Genomic DNA, 20949 nt, shown 5'->3' with positions numbered 1-20949 from the left:
TATCGATAGATTGCAGAAAAACCGCGTCGCGGAGCTGATGACCCCTCTTGGCAAGAATAAACTCGTCATGACCCGTTTCGAGGGCGTGGAGGGCTTGAGCGAGCTGTTCGAATACAAGGTTGATGCGATCTCAAACTTGGAGAATATCGATTTCGATAAGCTCATTGGCAAGAACTGCCACGTCAAGTTCAAGTCCTACGACAACGTCGAGCGGTTCTTCAACGGTGTCCTGGTGGATGCCGACTGGTCCGGTCCGCGGCAGGCGGCGAACGCCTATCGCCTCGTTCTCAAGCCGTGGCTGTGGCTGCTCGGCCGCCGGGCGACGTGCCGGATCTTCAAGGACAAGACCGTCTTCGACATCATCGAGGAGGTGTTCGACGACGGCGGCTTCAAGGATTTCGAGATCAAGGCCAGCCGCGGCGACTACGAAAAGATCGAATATTGCGTGCAGTATCGCGAGACCGATCTCGCCTTCGTCTCCCGGCTGATGGAGGAATGGGGCGTCTACACCCATTTCGAGCACAGCGCGCAGCGCCACCAGCTCGTCCTGTCCGACGCCCGGTCCTGCCACAGGCCGGTCGCGGCGGGGGGCGGCAGCCTGCCCTTCGTCCAGCTCACCGGCGCGGACCGCCGCGACCGCGAGCACCTGTCGGCCTGGCGCGCCGAGCGCCGGTTCCGGACGGGGAAGTTCTGCGCCAACGACTTCGACTACATGAAGCCCACCGCCAACCTGAAGGCGGAGCAGCAGGCCGGCGCCGGCTACGAGAAGGGCGCCCTCGAAGCCTACGACTATCCCGGCCGCTACACCGAGCGCGACCTCGGCCAGAAGCGCGCGAAGGTGCGCCTCGAGGCCGAGCAGGCGCAGGATCACCGCAAGCATGCCGCCGGCGACGCCGCGAGCCTGTTTCCCGGCGCCCTGGTGACGCTCAGGCAGCATCCGACCGATGACGGCCAGTACCTCGTGGTGCGCGCCACCCACAGGGTGGAAGCCGAGCTCTACCGGTCGGGTGAGGGCGCCGGAACGGTGCCGCTCTATGCCGGCCTCTACGAGTTGCAGCCGGCGGACCGGCCGTTCCGGGCGCCCTTCGTCACGGCCCGGCCCCTGGTCCACGGCCCCCAGACCGCCCTGGTGGTGACCCGCAAGGGCAAGGAGAGCGAGGAGATCGACGTCGACGAGGAGGGCCGGATCTTCGTGCAGTTCCACTGGAACCGCGACAAGGACCGGATCTCCCGGCCCGTGCGCGTGGCCCAGCAATGGTCCGGCAAGTCCTGGGGCTGGCAGGTCATCCCGCGGGTGGGCCAGGAGGTGGTGGTCGAGTTCCTGGAGGGCGATCCCGATCAGCCCCTCGTGGTCGGCACGGTCTACAACAAGGATTACCCCCATCCCTTCAAGCTGCCCGACGAGAAGACCGTCTCGGGCTTCAAATCGGATTCGACCAAGGGCCATGGCGGCCACAACAAGCTCACCTTCGACGACAAGAAATCCTCGGAGGCCATCGCCCTGCGGGCCGAGAAGGACCTCGATGCGGTGGTGCGCAACGCCGAGACCCGCGAGATCGGGGTCGCCTTCGAGACGCCGCAGGGAAAGCCGTCGCGCTCCACCACCCTGAAGAACGGCGACGAGAAGCTGAAGGTCGAGAGCGGCGACTGGAACGTCGACATCGCCGAGAAGATCCACATCAAGGCCGGGACGCAGATCGTGATCGAGGTGGGCGCCAGCAAGGTCACGATGACGCCGTCCTCGATCAAGATCGAGGCCGGCGAGATCAAGGTCCAGGGCACGGCGCTGATCGAGCAGCAAGCGCCCCTGATCAAGATCAACTGAGCGCCGTCATGTCCCGCCTGCGCTTCACGACGGCCCTGGAGGTGTTCGACGCCTTCCCGAGCGCCCGCGACGACATCCGCGCCGCGCCCACCCCGGAGGCGCCCGCGGCCTTCCTCGACGCCCTGCGGCGGAGCGATACGCCGGAGGACGCCGTCACCTTCCTCGCCTACGCCCTCGGCCGCCGCGAGGCGGTGTGGTGGGCGGCCCAGAGCGTGCGCCTGCTCGGCCGGATCGCCAACGGCGGGGAGGATGCGATGCTGCTCGCCGCGGAGAGCTGGGTCCGCGACCCCGAGGACCTGCGGCGGCGCGAGGCCCTGCGCCTCGGGATGGCCTCGGACCGGCGGCTCGCCACCACCTGGGTCGCCCTCGCGGCGGCGTGGTCCGGCGGCAACGTGGCGCCGGGTCAGGTGGTGGTGATGGCGACGCCCGAGATGACCCCGAAGGCGGCCCGCACGGGCATCCTCGTCGCCCTCGCGACGGTGACCGCGCGCGAGCGGGCGAGCCGCCTCCAGCTCTGCGTCGATGCCGGCGCGCGCCTGATGCAGGCGGGGACCGGGACGTGACGGGGGACCGGGCGGGCCCGGAACACGCGGATCTCGAGAGCGAGGAACACGAGAGCGAGGAACACGAGAGGGAGGTCCTGGGACGATGACGCTGCACCTGACGATCGAGAACCACGGGTCCCTGCCCGATGGCGGCCCGCTCTCCATCGCCGTCACCGGGCGCCGCGGCATCGACATCGGGCGGGACCAGTACCTCGACTGGACCCTGCCCGACACCGAGCGGCTCATCTCCGGCAAGCACGCCGAGGTTCGCCACCGGGACGGCGCCTACTGGATCAACGACGTCTCCCGCAACGGGGTCTACCTCAACCGCAACCCGCAGCGGATTCAGGGCACCCACCGCCTCAAGGACGGCGACCGCATCCAGATCGGGCACTACCTCATCGTCGCCCGCATCGACGGCGAGGAGGCCCCAACCGCCGACCTCCCCGGGGCGCCCCCCGGTGCCGCGGGCGATTACTGGGACGTGTCCGGCGACGCGCCGCCCCCGATCGCGCGCCGCGATCTCAAACCGCGCGGCCAGGCCCGGCCGGTCCAGCCCGATTTCATCGACTGGGCGGTGGACGTGGCCGAGGCGATGCCGCCCGCCGCGTTCCAGGCTCCGCCACCCCGCCCCGCGCCGGCCGGGGAGATGATCCGGGACACGAGCCAGGACAGAGGCGAGGACGCGAACCGGGACATGGCCTGGGCCGCCGCCACGCCGCCGCCGCCACCGCCCGCGCCGCCGCCGATGCCGGCGCCGCGCCGTCCCCCGCCCGCCGCCGCGCCGTGGAGCGATGGGCCGTCGCCTCCCCCCGCCCCCGGGGGGGACGCGCCGCGGGCCGGGAGCCGGCCGCCCCCCGATTGGAGCGCGTCGGAACCGGCCGCCGGCGGCTTCGGGGACGGCCGGCCGCCGGCATCGGTGACGGCGCGCCCGCCCGCTCCCGTCGTTACGGCCGACGCCGAGGCCCTCGTGGCCCGGTTCGCCAAGGGGGCCGGCCTCGCGCCCGAGGTGGTGGCGTGGCGGGACCCGGGCGACCTCGCCGAGGAGGCGGGGGCCCTGGTCCGGCTCGCGGCGGAGGGCGTGAAGCAGTTGCTGGCCGCCCGGGCCGAGACCAAGCGCGCCGCCCGCGCCACCAGCCAGACCATGATCCAGGCCCTGGACAACAACCCGCTGAAATTCGCTCCCACGGTGGACGACGCCCTGCGGATCATGCTCGGGCGCCCCTCCGGCGGCTATCTCGACGCGCGCCGCGCCCTGGAGACGGGGTTTCGCGACCTCAAGACCCACCAGATCAAGACCTACTCGGCCATGCAGAACGCGCTCCGGCTGCTCATGGACGACCTCGACCCCGACGCCATCGCGGCGTCCGACGAGGGCGACCGCGGACTCGCGGGCCTGCTCGGCTCGCGCAAGGCCCGATTGTGGGACCTCTACGCGACGCGCTGGGACGCCCTCACGGCGCAGCACGAGGACGGCATGATCGACGCCTTCATGATCTACTTCGCCGATTGCTACGACCGGGGCCGCTGACGCCGGACGGCGATGGGTTCTGCTTGCGCTCATCTGTCGGCGCGCGCCCGCCCCGCCGGCCTCGCGATCGTTGCCCACGGGGAGATTTCGTTTTGGGAAGGTCTTCCCTTGGATCATCCTTGGATGGGCGTTGGCCAGACCAAGAAAAACCAGTATGCCTTTCGGGAGGGGCGGAACGCCGCGGCGCGGGAGCGACCGCCGTCGCGGCCGCGCCCTCCCGATGACGTCCAGGGCGGGAGAGCGGGCGGGGATGTCCTGGAAGAGCAAGGTCGTCTGGTCCGAGGGCCTGTTCCTGCGGCCTCACCATCTCCAGCAGAGCGACCGCTATCTCGAGGCCCTCGTCGAGAGCCGGGTGCGCCACGTGACGCCCTATCCGTGGGGCTTCTCCTCCATCGAGATCGACCGCGACCTGGCGCAGCAGAGCAAGTTCTCCGTGCGGCGCGCCACCGGGATCATGCCCGACGGGACGCCGTTCGACATTCCCGCCGATTCGCCGCTGCCGCCGCCCATCGACGTGCCGGAGGGGGCCGGCAAGATGCTGGTCTGGCTCTCCATGCCCATCGGGGCGGCCAACACCCGCGAGGTGGAGGCCGCCGACGCCGAGAGCGCCAGCCGCTACATCCCCGGGGTCGAGCAGCTCATCGACTCGACGTCGGCCCTGCGGATCGAGGAGGAGATCGACGTCGCCTTCCCGCGCCTCGCCTTCGAGCTGCGCAAGACGGCCAAGCCCGGCTATGTCAGCCTGCCCATCGGGCGCATCGTCGAGGTGCGCGACCGCAACATCGTGTTCGACGAGACGTTCGCGCCGCCGGTCCTCACCTGCGCGACGCATCCGGTGGTCCAGGGCTGGATCGAGCGCGTCATCGGCTGGGTCGAGAACAAGCTCGAGGAACTGGCGCGCTACGCCGCCGACCCTACGGCCGGCGGCGGGCTGCAGAGCGCGGATTACTTCATCCTGCAACTCCTGAACCGGCACATCCCGGTCCTGCGGCATTTCCATCAGTCGCGGTTCATCCACCCGGAGCGCCTCTACGAGGAGCTGCTGCGGATGGCGGGCGAGCTCGCGACCTTCACCACCGCCGACCGGCGGGCCCGGACCTACGCGGCCTACGACCACGACGACCTCGAGACCACGTTCACGCCCGTGGTGCGCGACATCCAGGACTTCCTCAGCGCCCAGCTCGGCCGGCGCGCGATCCGCCTGGAGATCATCGAGCGGGCGCCCAACGCCTTCGTGTCGATGATCCGCGACCGCAACCTGTTCCGGAACGCCAGCCTGGTGCTGGAGGTCTCGGCCCTGCGGCCCCTCACGGAAATCCAGGCGCAGTTCCCGAACCTGTTCAAGATCGGGCCCAACACCAAGATGAATGAGATCGTCCACGCCCACCTGCCGGGCGTGCCCCTCGTGCACCTGCCGGCCCCGCCGCCGCAGATTCGCGCCATCGCCGACCACGTCTACTTCCTGCTCGACCGGCAATCGTCGCTGTGGCCGGACTTCAGCGTGGCGAGTTCCATCGGGATGCACTTCTCGGGCGACTGGCCACAGCTCGAACTGGAGCTGTGGGCCGTGCTGGAGGGGCGCCGATGAGCGGCTCCCCCGACACGACCCGGCCGACCGGGACCGGCCGCCCGCGAACGGGCCGCGCACCATGAGCGATCCGTTCGGCCGCAACGACCGCACCATCATCGTGCCGGACCCCGGCGGGCGCCTGCGCCCGGCGCCCGAGTCGCCCGCGCGAATGCCGCCCCAGTCTCCGGCCTCGACGCCGCCGCGGCGCACGCCCGCGCCATCCGCGCCCGATCAGGACGACTGGGCGACCTCCGATCTCGGCGGCCCCGCCGCCCCGCCGCCCCCGGTGGCGCCGCCCCCGGGCGAGCGCGCCCGCGCCCTGGTGATGAAGCGCGACGTGGTGGTGGCGCCCAACCGCAACCCCTACCTCAGGGCGGCCGGGCCGCTGCTGCTCCTGCTCGGGCGCCTGCGGGTGCAGCTCTCGCACGCCTCCTTCGCCAACCTGATGGAGCAGGTCGCCGCCAGCATCGAGGATTTCGAGGCCGATACCCGCGCGTCCGGCGTCCCGGCCGAGCAGGCCCGCTCGGCCCAGTACATCGTCTGCGCCACGGCCGACGACATCGTCCAGAACATCCCGGCCGAGGAGCGCCACGTCTGGGCCCAGTACAGCATGCTCAGCCGCTTCTTCGGCGAGCGCACCGGCGGGGTGCGCTTCTTTGCCGAACTCGACCGGGCCAAGGTCGATCCGGTGGGGAACTACGACCTGCTGGAACTGCTCCACGCCTGCCTCGCCGTGGGCTTCCAGGGGGTCCACCGGACCTCGGCCAGCGGTGCCGCGACGCTCCAGCAGATCCAGCGCAACCTCTACGAACTCCTGCGCCGCACCCGCCAGTCCGACCGCGAGGTGTCGCCGCGCTGGCAGGGGCAGGCGATCGCCACCGAGACCTTCGGGTACAGGACGCCGCTCTGGGCGGTGGGCGCCGTGGTCGGCGTGCTGCTGCTCGGCTTCTTCCTCCTGCTGCGGATGCTGCTCGCGGGCAGCGCGGACGCCGCGGCCACCGCCCTCGTCACCGTCCATCCCGACACGGAGATCGGAATCCAGCGCCGGGTCCACGCCCCGCCCCCCCCGCCTCCGCCGCCCCCGCCCGACAGCCAGGCCGGCCAGATCCAGAACGCCCTGCGCGCCGACATCGCGGATCAGTCCCTCACCGTGGTGGAGAACGGCGGACAGGTCGTCATCCGCCTCGCCTCTGCCCTGTTCGCCCCCGGCGACGCCAGCGTGAAGCCGGCCTTCCAGGCGATGCTCCAGCGGGTCGGCGGCCTCGTCGAGCGGGAGGCCGGCACCGTGCGGGTGGTCGGCCACACCGACAGCGCGCCGATCCGCACGGTGCGGTTCCCGTCGAACTTCCAGCTCTCGCTGGAGCGGGCCAGGGCGGTGGCGAAGATCGTGAAGGCCGGCCTGTCGAAGCCGGACCGCGTCGAGATCGAGGGCAAGGGCGCCGACGTCCCGGTCACGTCGAACAAGACCGTCGAGGGGCGCGCCCGCAACCGGCGTGTCGAGATCATCGTGTCGCGGAGCCGCTAGGATGCGCACCATCCCCGCCGCACACCAATCTGCGTCGATCTCGACCCATGGTCGAGATCGACGCGTCCGGCTGACGAAAGCCGCCGCGCCGTCGCGCGGGCAACCGGCGATGAGGAAGCCTCATGGCCGGTTGGTATCATATGAGCCGGGGGGCCGCCGATGACGGGCTGGTGGTGGCTCCGCCTCGGCGCTCCGGCTTTGGGCGCCCTGGCGATCATGGCCCTCATCTGGTGGGCCGGCCCCCTCGTCGGGTTCGGCGACGTGCGGCCGTTCGAGGCGACCGGGGTCCGCGCCGGCCTGTGCCTCGCGGTGTTCCTGGCCGCCGCCGGCGCCATCGGCTGGAGCCTGTACCGCCGCCATCGCGCCGCCCGCGCGCTCCGGGCGGGCCTGAGCGAGGCGGAGGCCGTCCAGGACGACGGCGAGACCCTGAAGGCGGGCATGACCGACGCGCTCGCCACCCTGCGCAAGGCGCGCGGCCCCAAGGGCGACGCCCTCTACGACCTGCCCTGGTACATCATCATCGGGCCGCCGGGGGCGGGCAAGACCACGGCCCTGGTGAATTCCGGGCTCAAGTTCCCGTTGAGCCGGGGCCGCACGCCGGAGGCCGTCGCCGGACTCGGCGGCACCCGCTACTGCGACTGGTGGTTCACCGAGGACGCCGTGCTCATCGACACGGCCGGGCGCTACACCACGCAGGATTCCGACCCGAAGGGCGACCGGGCGAGCTGGCTCTCCTTCCTCGACCTCCTCCGGGTGAACCGGCCGAAACAGCCGATCAACGGCGTGATCGTGGCGATCAGCCTGGAGGACCTGCTCACAGGCACGCCCGAGACCATCGCGGCCCATGCGGACGCCATCCGCAAGCGCCTCGTCGAGCTGCACGACCGGCTCAAGGTGGATTTCCCGGTCTACGCCCTGTTCACCAAGGCCGACCTCGTGGCCGGCTTCATGGAGTTCTTCGGCCACCTCTCCGAGACGGACCGGCAGATGGTCTGGGGCCACACCTTCCAGACCGCCGACAAGACCCGGAACATGATCGGCGAGGTGCCGGGCGAGTTCGACGCCCTGATCGAGCGGCTCAACGACTGGCTGCCCGACCGGCTGCAGGACGAGCCGGTGCCGACGGCGCGGGTGGTGCTGTTCGGCTTCCCCAGTCAGATGGCGGCGACGCGCCCGAAGATCGCCGCGTTCCTCGACCGCGTGTTCGAGCCGAGCCGGTTCCACGTCAACGCGACCCTGCGCGGGTTCTACTTCACCTCCGGCACCCAGGCGGGCACGCCCATCGACCAGCTCATCGGCGCCCTGTCGCGCAGCTTCGGTGCGCAGGACGTGGACGCCGCGGTCTATTCGGGCCGGGGCCGCAGCTTCTTCCTCGGCGACCTCCTGCGGAAGGTGGTGATCGGCGAGGCGGGCTGGGTCTCCACCAACCAGGCGGCCCTGCGGCGCGCCAACGTGCTGCGGCTTGCCGCGTTCGGCGGCCTCGCCCTCGCCTCCGCCGTGATGGTGGGCCTGTGGTGGACGAGCTACCTGCGCAACGAGCAGCTGATCGGCCTCAGCAACACCCTGCTGGGCAAGTACCGCGGCGAGGCGGCGGAGACCCTGCGCGAGCCGGTGGTCTCGGACCGCAACTTCTCCAAGGTCCTGCCCCTGCTCAACACCCTGCGCTACCTGCCGGCGGGCTTCGCCGGCCGGGACGAGGGCGCGCCGGTGCTCGCCACCTTCGGCCTGAGCCAGCGGCCGCGCCTCGGCTCGGCGGCCGAGACGAGTTATCGCGCCGGGCTCGAGCGCCTGTTCCGGCCGCGCCTGATCTTCCGCCTGGAGGAGCAGCTCGAGGCCAACCGCGCCAACACGAGCTTCGTCTACGAGGGGCTCAAGGTCTACCTCATGCTCGGCGGCCGCCCGGACGCGCCCCTCGACCGCGACCTCGTGGTGCAGTGGATGCGGCGCGACTGGGCCGAGAACCTCTACCCCGGCGCCGGCTTCGCGCGGGGGCGCCAGCTCCTCGAAGATCATCTCACGGCGATGCTCGACCTCGACGACGGCACCCCGCCCCTCGTCTCGATCAACCAATCCCTGGTAGAGGACAGCCAGCGGACACTCGCCCGCCTCAGCGTCGCCGAGCGCGCCTACGAGCTGCTGAAGTCCCAGGCCCGGTCGGCCACGGCGCGGGACTGGACCGTGGCCCGCGCCGGCGGCCCCGATTCCGGCCTCGTCTTCGACGCGCCGGGCGGGGCCGGCCTCGACACCCTGCGGGTGCCGTTCTTCTTCACCTACGACGGCTTCTTCCAGGCCTTCATCGACCGCTTCGGCGATGTCGCCGAGGCGGCCGAGCGCGACCGCTGGGTGCTGGGCGAGGCCGGACGCCAGCAGGCCTACACCGCGCAGTACGGCTCGCTCTTCGCCGACCTGCTCAAGCTCTACGCCCGCGATTTCCAGCCCGCCTGGATGCAGGCCCTGGGCAAGCTCAAGCTGCGTTCGCTCGCCGCCGACAAGCCGCGCTACGTGGCGCTCCAGGCCATCGCCGCCCCGACCTCGCCCCTGCGCCAGCTCCTCGAATCCCTGCGTGACGAGACGCGGCTCACCCGCGAGCGGCCGGCCAAGCCCGGCGACGGCACCGATCCGCGAACGGCCAGGATCAAGACCGTCCTGGCCGCCGGCGCGGCGAAGGAGGCCGAATCCAGGGCCGGGGCGATCCTGCCGGGGGCCGCCGCCGGCGCGGCCTCAGCCCTCGGGCGCATCGCCCTGGAGGGCGGTCCGAGTGCCGCCGGGGACCGGTACGCGGCGCCCGCCAACGAGGCGCCGGGCGCCAACATCGAAGCGGCGTTCCGCCCGTTCCACCTGCTGCTGGAGGGCGAGGCCGGCCGCCGCACCATCGACGTGCTGATCACGACCCTCAACGAGATCAAGAACGCGGCCATCGAGGCGACCAACCCCAATCAGGCCGAGCCGGCCAACGCCACCCTGGTGACGCAGACGCGCGCCCTGCGCTCCCTGGCCGCGCGCTTCCCCGCGCCGTTCGAGCCGATGATCCGGCAGGTGGCCAACGAGTTCGAGGGCAACGCCGCGGGGGCCGCCGTGTCGCAGATCGCCCAGGCCCTGACCGATCAGGTGATCCGCGAATGCCAGCAGGTCGCCGCCAACCGCTACCCCTTCATCCGGACGAGCGAGCGCGAGATTCCGGCGGCGGACTTCGCCAAGCTGTTCGCGCCCAACGGCGTGTTCGACCGCTTCTTCACCCAGAACCTCGCGTCGCGCACGGACCGCTCGCGCCCGCAATGGGCGTGGCGGCCGGACGATCAGGTGGCGCGCGGGCTCTCGGCCGCGACCCTGCGCGAGTTCCAGCGCGCGGCCGAGATCCGCGACGCGTTCTTCTCGACGGGGGGCAACATGCCGCTGGTGACCTTCGCGGTGGCGCCCCTCACCCTCTCGGGCGACGCGGTGCGGGCGAAGCTCGACGTCAACGGCAGCGCGGTGGTGACCCAGCAGGGGGTGAACACGCCGTCCACGGTGACGTGGCCGGGCCCCGCGAGCCCGGCGCGGACCTCCATCGTCATCGAGGGCACGCCGGCGGGCTTCTTCGGCGGCGGCACCGCGCCCACCACCCTCGCGGAGAAGACCGGGACCTGGTCGCTGTTCCGCCTCGTCGATTCCGGCTCGGTCCTGAAGCAGGGCGACGCGGTGGTGGTCACCCTCGCCGCAGCGGGCCGCGAGCTGTCGTACCGGTTCACCGCCGCCACCGCCCAGAATCCGCTCGCGCTCCAGGCCCTGCGCGAGTTCCGCTGTCCGAACGGGATCTGACGCCATGCCCTCGGGCCTCTACGGAAAGCTGCCGGCCAAGCGCGACTTCGTCGCCGTCGGCGCCTCGCGCGGGTTCCTCGGCGCCTTCGAGCCGTGGATGCAGGCCGGCCTCTCGGCGAGCCGCCTCGCCCTGGGGCGCGACTGGCAGGCGGCGTTCCTGCGGGCGCCGATCTGGCGGTTCTGGCTCGGCGCGGGACTCTGCGGCGCGCCGGTGCTCGGCGCGTTCATGCCCTCGGTGGACGGCATCGGCCGCTACTTTCCCCTGACCCTGTTCGACCGGGCGGCGGCGGACGACCCCGTCGCTCCGCCCGAATACGACGCCTTCGACGACTGGTTCGGGCAGGCCGAACGGGTGCTGCTCTCGGCCCTGGCGGAGGAGACCCGTTTCGAGGACCTGACCGAGGCGGCGGCGCGCCTTCCGGGGCCCGCGGGCGCGGGGCCCGATCCGGCGGAGGCGGGGGCCACCCGCGCCCGGGACGGGACGCTGATCGCCCTGGCGGAGGCCGGGGCCTTCGCGCGGGTGATGGCCGCCCTGCGCCCCATCGACCGCGGCCGGGTCCATGCCGGGATGTCGTACTGGTGGACGGCCGGCGGCGAGGGGTTCCCGCCGCGCGCCGCCGCCTGCCTGGGCCTGCCGGCGCCGGACCTGTTCGCCGGGATGCTCACGGGCGTGTTCGAGGGGGGGGCACCATGACCCATCCTGTCGATCCCCATCCTGTCGATGCCGGCAAGGGCAACCCGGCACCCATCGAGTTCGGCTGCGCGACCCATGCGGGCAAGGTCCGCAGCCAGAACGAGGACCGCTACTTCGCCGCGCCTGAATTCGGCGTCTTCGCCGTCGCCGACGGGATGGGCGGCCACGAGGACGGCGCGCTCGCCAGCGCCACCCTGGTGGAGGCGCTGGGCTCCATCGGGGCGGCCGTGTCGGCGCCCGACCTCCTGGCGCGGCTGGAAGACCGGGTGCTGCGGGCCAACGCGACTCTGTGGTCCCTCGGGCGGGCCAGGGGCGCGACCATCGGATCGACGCTGGCCGTTCTCCTCACCTTCGACAGCCATTTCGCCTGCGTCTGGTCCGGCGACAGCCGGGTCTACCGCGTGCGCGACGGCGCCATCGCGCAGCTCTCGCGCGACCACACGGAGGCCCGCGACCTCGTGGAGAAGGGCATCCTCTCGCCCGAGGAGGCCAAGGTCTGGCCGCGCCGGAACGTGATCACCAAGGCGGTGGGCGCGCGGCCGGACCCGGAGCTCGAACTCGAGCACGGCACCCTGGTCGACGGGGACGTGTTCATCCTCTGCTCCGACGGCCTCGTCGGCGACGTGGACGATGCCGAGATCCTGGCCTGCGTCCTGGCCAACGCCCCCCAGGCCGCCTGCGACGCGCTCCTGGCGATGACCCTCCGGCGGGACGCCGCCGACAACGTGACGGTGGTGGTGCTGCGCTCGGGCGTGGCGCCCGGGGCCGCGCGCACGGCCGCGCCCACGCGGCGCGCCTCCGAGACGGTGGTCGTTCCGCCCAATCCCCCACCCGCCGGCGGAGGCGCGCCATGACCGGGCCGACGGTGTTCGATCCGCGCCCGCACATCCCGGCGGGCACGCGCCTCAACGAGCTCTACGAGATCGAGAGCCTCATCGCCGTCGGCGGCATGGGCGAGATCTACCGCGGCCACGCCATCGAGACCGGGGACGTCGTCGCCATCAAGACGATCCGGCCCGACCTTGCCGGGAGCGGCCCGGCCCTGGCCCTGTTCCGCAAGGAGGCCTCCGCCCTCCACAACCTGCATCACGAAGCCATCATCCGCTACTACGTGTTCTCCATCGACCGCGTCCTGAACCTGCCCTACCTCGCCATGGAGTTCGTGGAGGGCATCGCCCTCGCGGAGCTGTTCCGGCGCGGCCCGCTGCCCTACGAAGCCCTCGACATCCTGCGCCGGCGCCTCGCCTCGGGGCTGGAGGTGGCCCACCGGGCCGGGATCGTCCACCGCGACGTCACGCCGGACAACGTCATCCTGCCGGCCGGCGACCCGGGCCGGGCCAAGATCATCGATTTCGGCATCGCGCGCTCCTCCCTCGGCGGCCAGACCGTGATCGGCGACGGCTTTGCCGGCAAGTACAGCCACGTCTCGCCCGAGCAGCTCGGGCTCCAGGGCGGCGCGGTCACGGCCCGCTCGGACATCTACAGCCTCGGCCTCGTCCTGGCGGAGGCGAGCCTCGGGCGCGGCATCGACATGGGTACAAGCCCCGCCGACGTGATCGTCCGGCGCGCGTCGGTCCCCGACCTGTCCGGCGTCGATCCGCGCCTGCGCCCCCTCCTCGAGGCGATGCTCGATCCGGACCCGGCGCGGCGGCCCGCCAGCATGGCCGAGGTGGCGGCCTGGTCGCCGCCGCCGGCCGATCCGCCCCGCGTCGCCGCGCCCCCCCCGAAGGCGGTGGAACGCCTGCCCCTGCGCCGGCGGCCCCTCGCCTTTGCCGCCGGGCTCGTCGCCTGCGTGCTGGCCGCCGGCGGGTTGGCGTTCCTGGGCTTCGGGTCCGATCCGGGCGGTCCCGTCTTCGCGCCGGACGTGATCCTGGACGAGCGGCCGGTTCCCCGGCCCGATCCACCGCCGGACCCGCCCCGGAAACAGGCGGAGACGCCGCTGGAGACGCGCCCGGCCGAGCCGTCCGTCCCACCGCCGACCCCGCCCGCACCCGAGCCTCCCAAGCCGCCCACCGCCCCGCCCCGTGCGGACAAACCCGATTCGCCGCCCGATACCTTGCGGCCCGCGCCGCCAAATCCGGAGACGAAGCCCGCCCCGAAACCCGCCCCGAGCATGGAGCAGGTCGCCGCCTATATCCGCGGCTATCGGGGCGGATCGTGCTTCTACCTGAACCCCCTCACGGTGAGCGCGCGGGAGGCGGTGATCGAGGCCTACGGGGCGGCCCGCGCGCCGTTCGCGGCCTTCGACACCGCCTTCACGGCGGATCTCGGCTTCGAGCCCCGAATCCAGCTCCGGCAAATCGACGCGCCGCAATGCCCGGCCGTCGACGTGCTGGCGCATCCGGCCGTGCTGACCCGGGCCCACGCGCCCAAGCTCACCCTGGAGCGGGACGTCATGCGCAGCGGCGAGGAGCTGCGGGGCGCCATCGAGCTCGGCGAGGACGCCGACGTCACCCTGCTGCTGCTCGACGGGGAGGGGGGGGCCCACAACCTCGCGGCCCACCTCACGCGCAAGGGCCGGAAGGCGAGCTTCGCCGTTCGGTTGGAAACGCCGGCCGCCGCGGCGGTGCGGGGGCAGCTGCTCGTGGCCGTGTCGAGCCCGGCGGCCCTGCCCTTCCTCGCCGAGCGCCGCGGCCTGCGCACCGAGGCGGTGTTCCGCCAGCTCGCCGACGAGGCGACCCGTCCCGGCTCGCCCGTCGGCCTCGCCGTGCGCTACGTCAAGGTGGGAGGGTGAGGCATGCGGCTCCCGCCCGCCGCTCTTTCGGAGGCCGATTGCCTCGATGCCCTGATGACACTGCGGATGGGCGACGCGCCCTGCCGCGCCTGCGACGCGCGCGCCGGCCATCGGCGCGAGGCGCGGAACCGGGCATTCTCCTGCCGCGCCTGCGGGCTGAAGACCTTTCCCTGCCAGGGGACGCCGTTCGCCCGGCCCCAGCCGCCCCTGCCGGTCTGGTTCTGGGCGATCCACCAGGCGGCGCGGGCGCCGGTGAGCGCCCGCTTCCTGCGCCGCGGCCTCGGCCTGAGCCGGCAGGTCGCCGGGCCCCTGGCGGAGGCGGTGGCCCGGATGACCGCGCCGGAGGCCGCACCCACCGAGCGCGCCCTCGCGGCCGGCATCGCCGCCTTCGTGGCGGAGCGCCTGAACGAAGCCGCAGGGGCTCCCGAAACGCGCGGCGCCCCCCTGAATCGAGGAACGTCCGCGCATCCGTCCGAGCGCGAGACCCTGTGGCAGACCCTGCGCTCCGTGATCGCCCTGCCGCAGATCGAGGGCCGGCCGCTCGGCGTGGCCGCCGCCCTCGGCGGGTTCATGCTCGTCGGCGCGGGGGTGGGCTGGCTGATGGCCCCGGCTCCGCCCGAGCCCGATGCCGAGCTGGCGCAGGCCACGGTGATCCTGTCGCTCGGCGAGGACAAGCCCGTCATCCTGGTCTCCGCCGAGGTGGCGGCGCAGCTCTACGACGTCACCGACGTCGATGCCGACCCCTCCGCCTCCCTCGCCTCCGCCATCCGCATCACCCCGGCCGGCCCGGGACCGGCGCAGCGCGCCGCGGCGCCCCCGGCGGCGATCCCGGCCGTCCGGCTCTCGGTCGGCCTCGGCAAGTCGCTCCTCGACGGCAACGCCGCCGCGGCCCGGGCGGGTGGGCGCGACCGGCCGGAGCTCGCCGCCTACACGTCGCTGGCCCGCGAGCTCGAGGCCAAGGGGCCGCGCAACCCCGACGAGTTGCTGGTGTTCGGGCCGATGCAGATCCGGCGTCACCTCGTCGAGAAGATCATGCGCGCCGCGCGGGTGGTCAGCATGGACCCGGTCCTGCTCATGGCCATCGCCGACAAGGAATCGAGCTTCAAGACCGAGGTCCAGGCCGCCACCTCCTCGGCCTCCGGCCTGTTCCAGTTCATCGAGAAGACCTGGCTCGGCGTCGTGCGCGAGTTCGGCCCGCAGCACGGGATGGACGCGCAGGCGCGGCTGATGCGCGAGCGCGACCTCACGCCGGCCGAGCGCACGGAGGTGCTCGACCTCCGGCGCGACGCCTACCTGTCGGCGGTGATGGCCGCCGAGATGCTGAAGCGCGACAGCGGCCGGATCGCCCAGCGCATCGGCCGCAACCTCACCGGCGGCGAGGTCTACCTCGTCCATTTCCTCGGCCCCGACGGGGCCGAGCGCTTCATCGCCCAGATGGCGCGCAAGCCCGAGACGGTGGCGGCCGAGCTCCTGCCGCGCCCGGCGGCGGCCAACAAGTCGATCTTCTACGGCGCCGGGGGCGAGGGCGCCTCGAAGAGCCTGTCGGTGGCTCAGGTGCATGGGAAGTTCGAGACGATGATCTCCCTGAGGCTGGACCGCTACCGAACCGTGAAGGGCATGGGTGACGGAAAAGGCACGGGCGACGGAAAGGGAATGGGCGAGGGGCCGCGTGGGCGATGACCACGTCCCTCATGTCGGCGGATTTGCATCGGGAGGCGCACCATGAGGCTCACCACGCGCTGGAGGTCCATCGCCCTGTCGGCGGGCCTCGCCCTGGCCTTCGCGGCGGCGGTGGCGGCCGGCGCCTTCGCCATCGTCACCGGCCTGACCCCGGCCGCCACTCCACCGACCCTGCCGCGGGAAGCGCTCCTCATCGAGCGCACGCCGTCGCCGGTGCCCCCGGCCCTGGAGCCCGTCACCGAGCGGGCGACGGCCCCTTCCATGCCGCCGAAGCCTTCGCTGCGAGAGGCGGAGCCACGATCCGCCGCCCCGGAGCCCCGGGAGACCGACGCGGCGGTCGTGCCGCCGGCACGGCCCACGGGTCCGCCCCGCAGGACCGCGCCCCGTGTGGACATGGCGGCCCTGCCCTCGGAGCCGCCCCAAGTCCCATCCCCCGCGCCAGCCCCCCTGCGCCGCGCGGCGCCGGAGCCGCCACGCCTGACCGCCGCCCCCGTCCTGCGGCCCCGCGCCGATCCGCGCATGGAGGGCGTGCTGACGCCCGACGAGGTCAGGCGCATCCGGATCGCCCTGCGCCTGACCCCGGAGCAGACGCCGCACTGGCCTCCCGTGGAGGCGCTCCTCCAGGAGATCGGCGCGCAGCAGGTCGCCCTGGTGAAGGCCGGGCACAAGGCCGAGGACGCCTTCGGCAGCAGCGTGTCCATGCGGATCTACTGGGCGGCGCGCCCCCTCCTCGGCGTCCTGCGCGAGGACCAGAAGGCCCGTATCCGCGCCCGGGCCAGGGCGCTCGGCCTCGAGGCCGTGGCCTCGGCGATCTGATGGCGACCGCGGGCCCGGAGCGGTCCGTTACCGGGGCATCCCTTTCCTCCTGCGAGACTCGAACCCGATGGCCGTTTCCGACGTATCGAAGGACGTCTTCGTCAAGATCATCAAGAAGGCCTCGAAGGAAGGGCTCAAGCGGGGCCTCATCAAGGCCGACATCCACGACAACGTCGCCAGCGGCCTGGCGGACCAGTACGCCTTCGCCTACGAGCTGATCGCCAAGGGCGCGAAGATCACGCCCGAGAAGCTGTCGATCGCCTTGATCGAGAAGGGCATCGGCATCGCCCGGATGGGCAGCGCCGCCGAGCGGTATCAATGCGGCCTGGCGGCGGCGATCGTCGGGATCGGCTTCTTCAAGTCGTTCCGTGCGGCGGCCGCGGCGGCGGCGACCGAGGGGGCCTTGACGCCGCTGTTCCTCTGCGAGACCGCGGAGCTGATCGAGAAGGTCTATCAAATGGACAAGAAGTGCGGCCTCAGCCGTGCCGTCAAGACCGAAGTGATGAAGCGGACCGAGCCGGCCTATATGTGGTTCGAGAACGGCATCATCGCCTGGATCGGCGCGCAGGGCATGACCCGGTTCCCCTGACGCGGGCCCCGGCGCACCGTGCGGCGCGCAAGGCCTGTGAAGCGCGCCAAGCCTTGCCCGCAGGATGGCCGATGCCGGACTATCCGCCGATCAGGACCGTCGGCAGGCCGGTGGTGATGACGCCGCCATGGACCGTCAGGTCGCCGATCCGCGCGGCGGGCTGTCCGCCGATGAGCACGGTGGCCGAGCCCTTCACGATGGAATCCACCGGGCCGACGCAGGTGGCGAGATCCCCGACCCGGGCCGCCGGCTGGCTCCCGATCAGGACCGTGGGGCACCCGAGGACGATCGGCCCGCCGACATGTGGGACGATGCCCGTCACCATGGGGCAGACATGCAGGTCGCTGATCCTCGCCGACGGCTGGCCCATGGCGCGCGGTTCCCCGAGGCGTGTCTACCGGAAAGTCCCGTGAAATTATCAGGCTTGCCCCCTCCCGAACAGATCCCCTCGCATCGCCGGACCGGACCGGACGCGCCCCGTCCGGGCGACAGAGACCAAGGCTATGGGGGCCGGATCAACCGGACCGGGCGCGGCCCGGGGGCCCATCACGCCCGCGGCACACGGCCGAGCGAGATGCCCGTGCGAGACGCGTCCCGCACGGGGCGGACAGGTGGAAACCCGCTTCCCGACGGAGACGGGGCACCGATCCGATCCGCTTCCTCACCCGCGCGGGGCCCGCCCGGACAGGAAGCGCTCGGATCGATGGCGCCCGCCCGAGACGGGCGTCACATGAAGATCAGCTCGTTGATCTGACCCACCAGGGCGCCGTCATGCGACCAGTTGGACTTGCCGATCAGGTCGCTGGTGCGCAGGACATCCAGCGGAACCGCGCCCTGTCCCTCGGCCACCAGCGTGCTGTTCTTCATGAGGCGCATGTAGCCGGATTCGTCCACGCTGGCCTGCCACTTCGCCATCTCGCCCTCCACGATCGTATCGGGCGCGGTGATCCGGTGCTTGGTCGATCCGGTGAGGATCTCGAACACCATGTCGTCGCCGTTCCAGTCCTGGCCGAGCCAGATGTTGTTGCTGTCCGCGCCGTTGCCGGTGTCGAAGACGCGCTGGAAGTAGCCGCTGTCGAGGTCGTCGAAGCGGACCTCGGCGAACATCTTGAAGGCGCCGTCGATCTCCGGAATGGCCTTGTGCGGCGTGATCTCCAGGTCGCTCACCTTGCCGACCAGCGGCTTGACGTCCGACCAGTTCGACTTGCCGACGAACTCATTGGCGCGGTCGACGTCCTTCGGCACGATGCCCTGCCCTTCGGCGACGATCGCGCCATCTTTGAACAGGCGCATCCAGCCCGCCTCGTTGACGCTGGTCGTCCAGGTGGCCTCCTTGCCCTCCACGATGGCGTTCTTCGCCACCACCTGCCCGACCTGGCTACCGTTGATGATCGTGAACTGCATGTCGCTCGAGGTGCCGACTTGGCCCAGCCACACGCTGTCGATATCGGGCCCGTTGCCGAAATCGTAGACGCGCTGCCAGGCGCCGGCATCGAGGTCGTCGAAGCGCGCCTTCACGGTGGCGGTGAACGCCCCGTCGATGTCGGCGAAGGGGTCCGCCTTGAAGCTCAGGTCGTGGACGGTGCCGACGAGTTTCGTGTCCCAGGACCAGTTGGACTGGCCCACGAATTCGTTCGCGCGGGCGATGTCCCGGGGCACGGCGCCCTGGCCCTGGGCGAGGAGCACGTTGTCCTTGTACAGGCTCATGCGGCCGTTCGGGTCCACGGCGGCCGTCCAGCGCGCCTCGACGCCCTCGACGATGGCGTCCCTGGCCGTGATCCGGTGCGTCGTCGACCCATCCAGGATCTCGAACGCCATGTCGCGGCCGCTGCCGACCTGGCCGAGCCAGACATTGTCGCTCCACGCCCCGTTGCCGGTGTCGAAAACGCGCTGGAAGAAGCCGCTGGCGAGGTCGTCGAACCGCACCAGGGCGCTCGCCACGAAGGCGCCGTCGATCTCGGGGACGTCATTGACGTACGGCTTGTCGGAGGCCGCGTTCAACGCCATCTCGAACACGGTCTTCGACCCGGCCGCGACGGGACCGAAGCGCCCCTGCAGGTGGGCGAACAGCCCCTTCGCGTCGAGCGCATCGTCGCCGATCTTCACGGTCTCGATCCCCGTGAGGGTTTCGACGTCGCCGGTGGCGAGGTGCTTGATCTTGAGCGCGCCCGTGGCGCTCGAAGCGTCGTAGATCACGACGTAGTCCGAACTCTTGCCGGAGAACTTTGCCTGGTCGGTGCCTTCGCCGCCGTCGAGCGTATCCCGGCCCGCGCCGCCCTCGAGGATGTCGTCGCCGGCGCCGCCGATCAGCGTGTCGTTCCCGTCGCCGCCGAGCAGGGTGTCGTTGCCGGCGCCGCCGTCGATCCGGTCGTCCCCCCAGCCGCCATCGATCCGGTCATCCCCGCCGTAGGCGAAGAACGTGTCGTTGACGCTGCCGAGCCCGATGGTATCGGCCCGCTCGGACGCGATCGGCATGCCGAGGTCCTGGAGGACGGCGAGGTCGAGGGGCGAGACCCATTCCCGGACACCCGTGCCGAGAAAGGGATCCATGACGTTGGCGCCGCCCCAGATATGCGATCGGGTCGCGTCGATCCCGATGGGTCCACCGGCGACCGCCCTGACGTTGGGTCCATCGAAGATCGGGTTGCCCCACTGGTCGTTCTGCCAGGAAATGCCGACGAAGCCGATGGCATGGCCGATTTCGTGCACGAATAGCGAGAACGCATCCGTCTGGTGGCCGGGCACGTGATGCTCGACCTTCGGATCGTAGAAGAGGTGCTCCCAGGTTTCGAAACCGACCGTCGCGTGGCCGTCCGAGATGGCGCCGTTGATGTCGCGTCCATCACGGGCCTTGGTCATGGCTGGCTGTTCCCACCACGAGCCATTGTGATGATAGATCGGCCCGCCATTGGCGTGGAAGCGTGCGCCACCGACATTGCCGATCCCGACCTCGATCACGATGTCCTGGTCGCCCTGGAGATGCTTGGCCCATTCATTGGCGGCCCTTTGGGCGGTGGCGAGAAAGACTTCAGCCTTGTCTCCCACGGCATTGCGCGCCCAATCGCTGGCCCACTTCGTCGTGATCGTCGTCATTTTCCGGTTCTCCTGCCCAAAGCAACCGCAAGTGGCTTTGACGGGTTTTACTGGAGCAACTTACCGACTGTGTTTTGTAAATTGATAAAATTATAATTTTCTCCGATAATACTGGTTATAAGTCCATATTGAGATAATATAGAATTTGATAAATCTCAATTCAGATTCGTACAAGCATGCTGAAATTTGAATGATTGCCGATTAAGTATGACCTAAGATCAGATCAAGATGTTTATATAGGTCTATAGTTTCGTATTTTCAAGTTTTGGTTTGTATTCTGTCCTTTGCTGCGGTGACATTCGAAATGTCCGAGCTTCTTCATCGCTCGCGCCATGCCTTAGCGATCTGATCGGAGAGCGGCTTGACGAGGTAGCTGAGCACGGAGCGGTCGCCGAGCTGCATGAAGCTTTCCACCGGCATGCCGGGGATGAGGCGCACGGCGCCGAGACGGGCGGCCTGGTCCGGCGGCAGGCGGATGCGGGCGGTGTAGTGGCTCATGCCGGTCTTCGGATCGGTGGTCACGTCCGCCGAGACCCGGCTCACCACCCC

Annotated in this window: 14 protein-coding genes and 1 pseudogene; 12 read left to right on the top strand and 3 right to left on the bottom strand. The window is 71.1% G+C overall.

Annotated elements, in window-relative coordinates:
* Positions 1-37: 37 nt before the first annotated feature.
* The 12 genes from MKK49_RS10605 to MKK49_RS10550 all read left to right on the top strand — a co-directional run bounded on the left by MKK49_RS10605 (position 38) and on the right by MKK49_RS10550 (position 17307).
* Entirely contained in the window at positions 38-1825 is a 1788-nt protein-coding gene (locus tag MKK49_RS10605) for a type VI secretion system tip protein TssI/VgrG (RefSeq protein ID WP_279595456.1), read from the top strand.
* A gap of 8 nt (positions 1826-1833) precedes the next feature.
* Positions 1834-2388 (top strand): DUF6931 family protein, encoded by a 555-nt coding sequence (locus tag MKK49_RS10600; RefSeq protein ID WP_244028217.1) that lies wholly within the window; start codon positions 1834-1836, stop codon positions 2386-2388.
* A gap of 85 nt (positions 2389-2473) precedes the next feature.
* Entirely contained in the window at positions 2474-3901 is a 1428-nt protein-coding gene (gene tagH / locus MKK49_RS10595) for a type VI secretion system-associated FHA domain protein TagH (protein ID WP_244028216.1), read from the top strand.
* Between the two features lie 250 nt (positions 3902-4151).
* On the top strand, positions 4152-5489 hold the full coding sequence (gene tssK / locus MKK49_RS10590; protein WP_244028215.1) for a type VI secretion system baseplate subunit TssK: 1338 nt from the start codon (positions 4152-4154) through the stop codon (positions 5487-5489).
* A gap of 61 nt (positions 5490-5550) precedes the next feature.
* Positions 5551-6996 (top strand): type VI secretion system protein TssL, long form, encoded by a 1446-nt coding sequence (gene tssL, locus MKK49_RS10585; protein ID WP_244028214.1) that lies wholly within the window; start codon positions 5551-5553, stop codon positions 6994-6996.
* 159 nt (positions 6997-7155) lie between these two features.
* Positions 7156-10794, top strand: coding sequence for a type VI secretion system membrane subunit TssM (gene tssM / locus MKK49_RS10580; RefSeq protein ID WP_244028213.1), 3639 nt, complete (start codon positions 7156-7158; stop codon positions 10792-10794).
* Between the two features lie 4 nt (positions 10795-10798).
* Complete coding sequence (tagF, locus tag MKK49_RS10575) at positions 10799-11488, top strand: type VI secretion system-associated protein TagF (protein ID WP_244028212.1); 690 nt, start codon at positions 10799-10801, stop codon at positions 11486-11488.
* Complete coding sequence (locus MKK49_RS10570; protein ID WP_244028211.1) at positions 11485-12342, top strand: PP2C family protein-serine/threonine phosphatase; 858 nt, start codon at positions 11485-11487, stop codon at positions 12340-12342. The genes tagF and MKK49_RS10570 overlap by 4 nt, the downstream gene beginning before the upstream one ends.
* Positions 12339-14222 carry a serine/threonine-protein kinase gene (locus MKK49_RS10565; RefSeq protein ID WP_244028210.1) on the top strand — a complete coding sequence of 628 codons (1884 nt, stop codon included), beginning with the start codon at positions 12339-12341 and terminating at the stop codon, positions 14220-14222. Before MKK49_RS10570 ends, MKK49_RS10565 begins: the two co-directional genes overlap by 4 nt.
* Positions 14223-14225: 3 nt before the next feature.
* The gene (locus tag MKK49_RS24790) at positions 14226-15902 is read left to right on the top strand and encodes a transglycosylase SLT domain-containing protein (RefSeq protein WP_409565053.1); all 1677 of its coding nucleotides are present in this window, start codon (positions 14226-14228) and stop codon (positions 15900-15902) included.
* Between the two features lie 42 nt (positions 15903-15944).
* Entirely contained in the window at positions 15945-16718 is a 774-nt protein-coding gene (locus tag MKK49_RS10555; RefSeq protein ID WP_244028209.1) for a hypothetical protein, read from the top strand.
* A gap of 67 nt (positions 16719-16785) precedes the next feature.
* On the top strand, positions 16786-17307 hold the full coding sequence (locus MKK49_RS10550) for a hypothetical protein (protein ID WP_244028208.1): 522 nt from the start codon (positions 16786-16788) through the stop codon (positions 17305-17307).
* Between the two features lie 79 nt (positions 17308-17386).
* On the opposite strand, the gene MKK49_RS10545 is transcribed toward MKK49_RS10550, so the two are convergent.
* The 3 genes and pseudogenes from MKK49_RS10545 to MKK49_RS10535 form a co-directional block, all read right to left on the bottom strand.
* Entirely contained in the window at positions 17387-17677 is a 291-nt protein-coding gene (locus tag MKK49_RS10545) for a PAAR domain-containing protein (RefSeq protein WP_244028207.1), read from the bottom strand.
* Between the two features lie 356 nt (positions 17678-18033).
* On the bottom strand, positions 18034-20400 hold the full coding sequence (locus tag MKK49_RS10540) for a calcium-binding protein (RefSeq protein WP_244028206.1): 2367 nt from the start codon (positions 20398-20400) through the stop codon (positions 18034-18036).
* 318 nt (positions 20401-20718) lie between these two features.
* Positions 20719-20949, bottom strand: a pseudogene (locus tag MKK49_RS10535) (HlyD family type I secretion periplasmic adaptor subunit); the annotation flags it as partial.

This window comes from Methylobacterium sp. J-090, from assembly GCF_022829345.1.
Classification (GTDB): Bacteria; Pseudomonadota; Alphaproteobacteria; order Rhizobiales; family Beijerinckiaceae; genus Methylobacterium.
This window is presented reverse-complemented; position numbering and strand designations above follow the sequence as displayed.

Coding starts and splice junctions, on each gene's coding strand:
- MKK49_RS24790 (WP_409565053.1), top strand. CDS start 14,226: ATGCGGCTCCCGCCCGCCGCTCTTTCGGAGGCCGATTGCCTCGATGCC.
- MKK49_RS10540 (WP_244028206.1), bottom strand. CDS start 20,400: ATGACGACGATCACGACGAAGTGGGCCAGCGATTGGGCGCGCAATGCC.
- tssK (WP_244028215.1), top strand. CDS start 4,152: ATGTCCTGGAAGAGCAAGGTCGTCTGGTCCGAGGGCCTGTTCCTGCGG.
- tssL (WP_244028214.1), top strand. CDS start 5,551: ATGAGCGATCCGTTCGGCCGCAACGACCGCACCATCATCGTGCCGGAC.
- MKK49_RS10605 (WP_279595456.1), top strand. CDS start 38: ATGACCCCTCTTGGCAAGAATAAACTCGTCATGACCCGTTTCGAGGGC.
- MKK49_RS10545 (WP_244028207.1), bottom strand. CDS start 17,677: ATGGGCCAGCCGTCGGCGAGGATCAGCGACCTGCATGTCTGCCCCATG.
- tagH (WP_244028216.1), top strand. CDS start 2,474: ATGACGCTGCACCTGACGATCGAGAACCACGGGTCCCTGCCCGATGGC.
- MKK49_RS10555 (WP_244028209.1), top strand. CDS start 15,945: ATGAGGCTCACCACGCGCTGGAGGTCCATCGCCCTGTCGGCGGGCCTC.
- tssM (WP_244028213.1), top strand. CDS start 7,156: ATGACGGGCTGGTGGTGGCTCCGCCTCGGCGCTCCGGCTTTGGGCGCC.
- MKK49_RS10570 (WP_244028211.1), top strand. CDS start 11,485: ATGACCCATCCTGTCGATCCCCATCCTGTCGATGCCGGCAAGGGCAAC.
- MKK49_RS10600 (WP_244028217.1), top strand. CDS start 1,834: ATGTCCCGCCTGCGCTTCACGACGGCCCTGGAGGTGTTCGACGCCTTC.
- MKK49_RS10550 (WP_244028208.1), top strand. CDS start 16,786: ATGGCCGTTTCCGACGTATCGAAGGACGTCTTCGTCAAGATCATCAAG.
- tagF (WP_244028212.1), top strand. CDS start 10,799: ATGCCCTCGGGCCTCTACGGAAAGCTGCCGGCCAAGCGCGACTTCGTC.
- MKK49_RS10565 (WP_244028210.1), top strand. CDS start 12,339: ATGACCGGGCCGACGGTGTTCGATCCGCGCCCGCACATCCCGGCGGGC.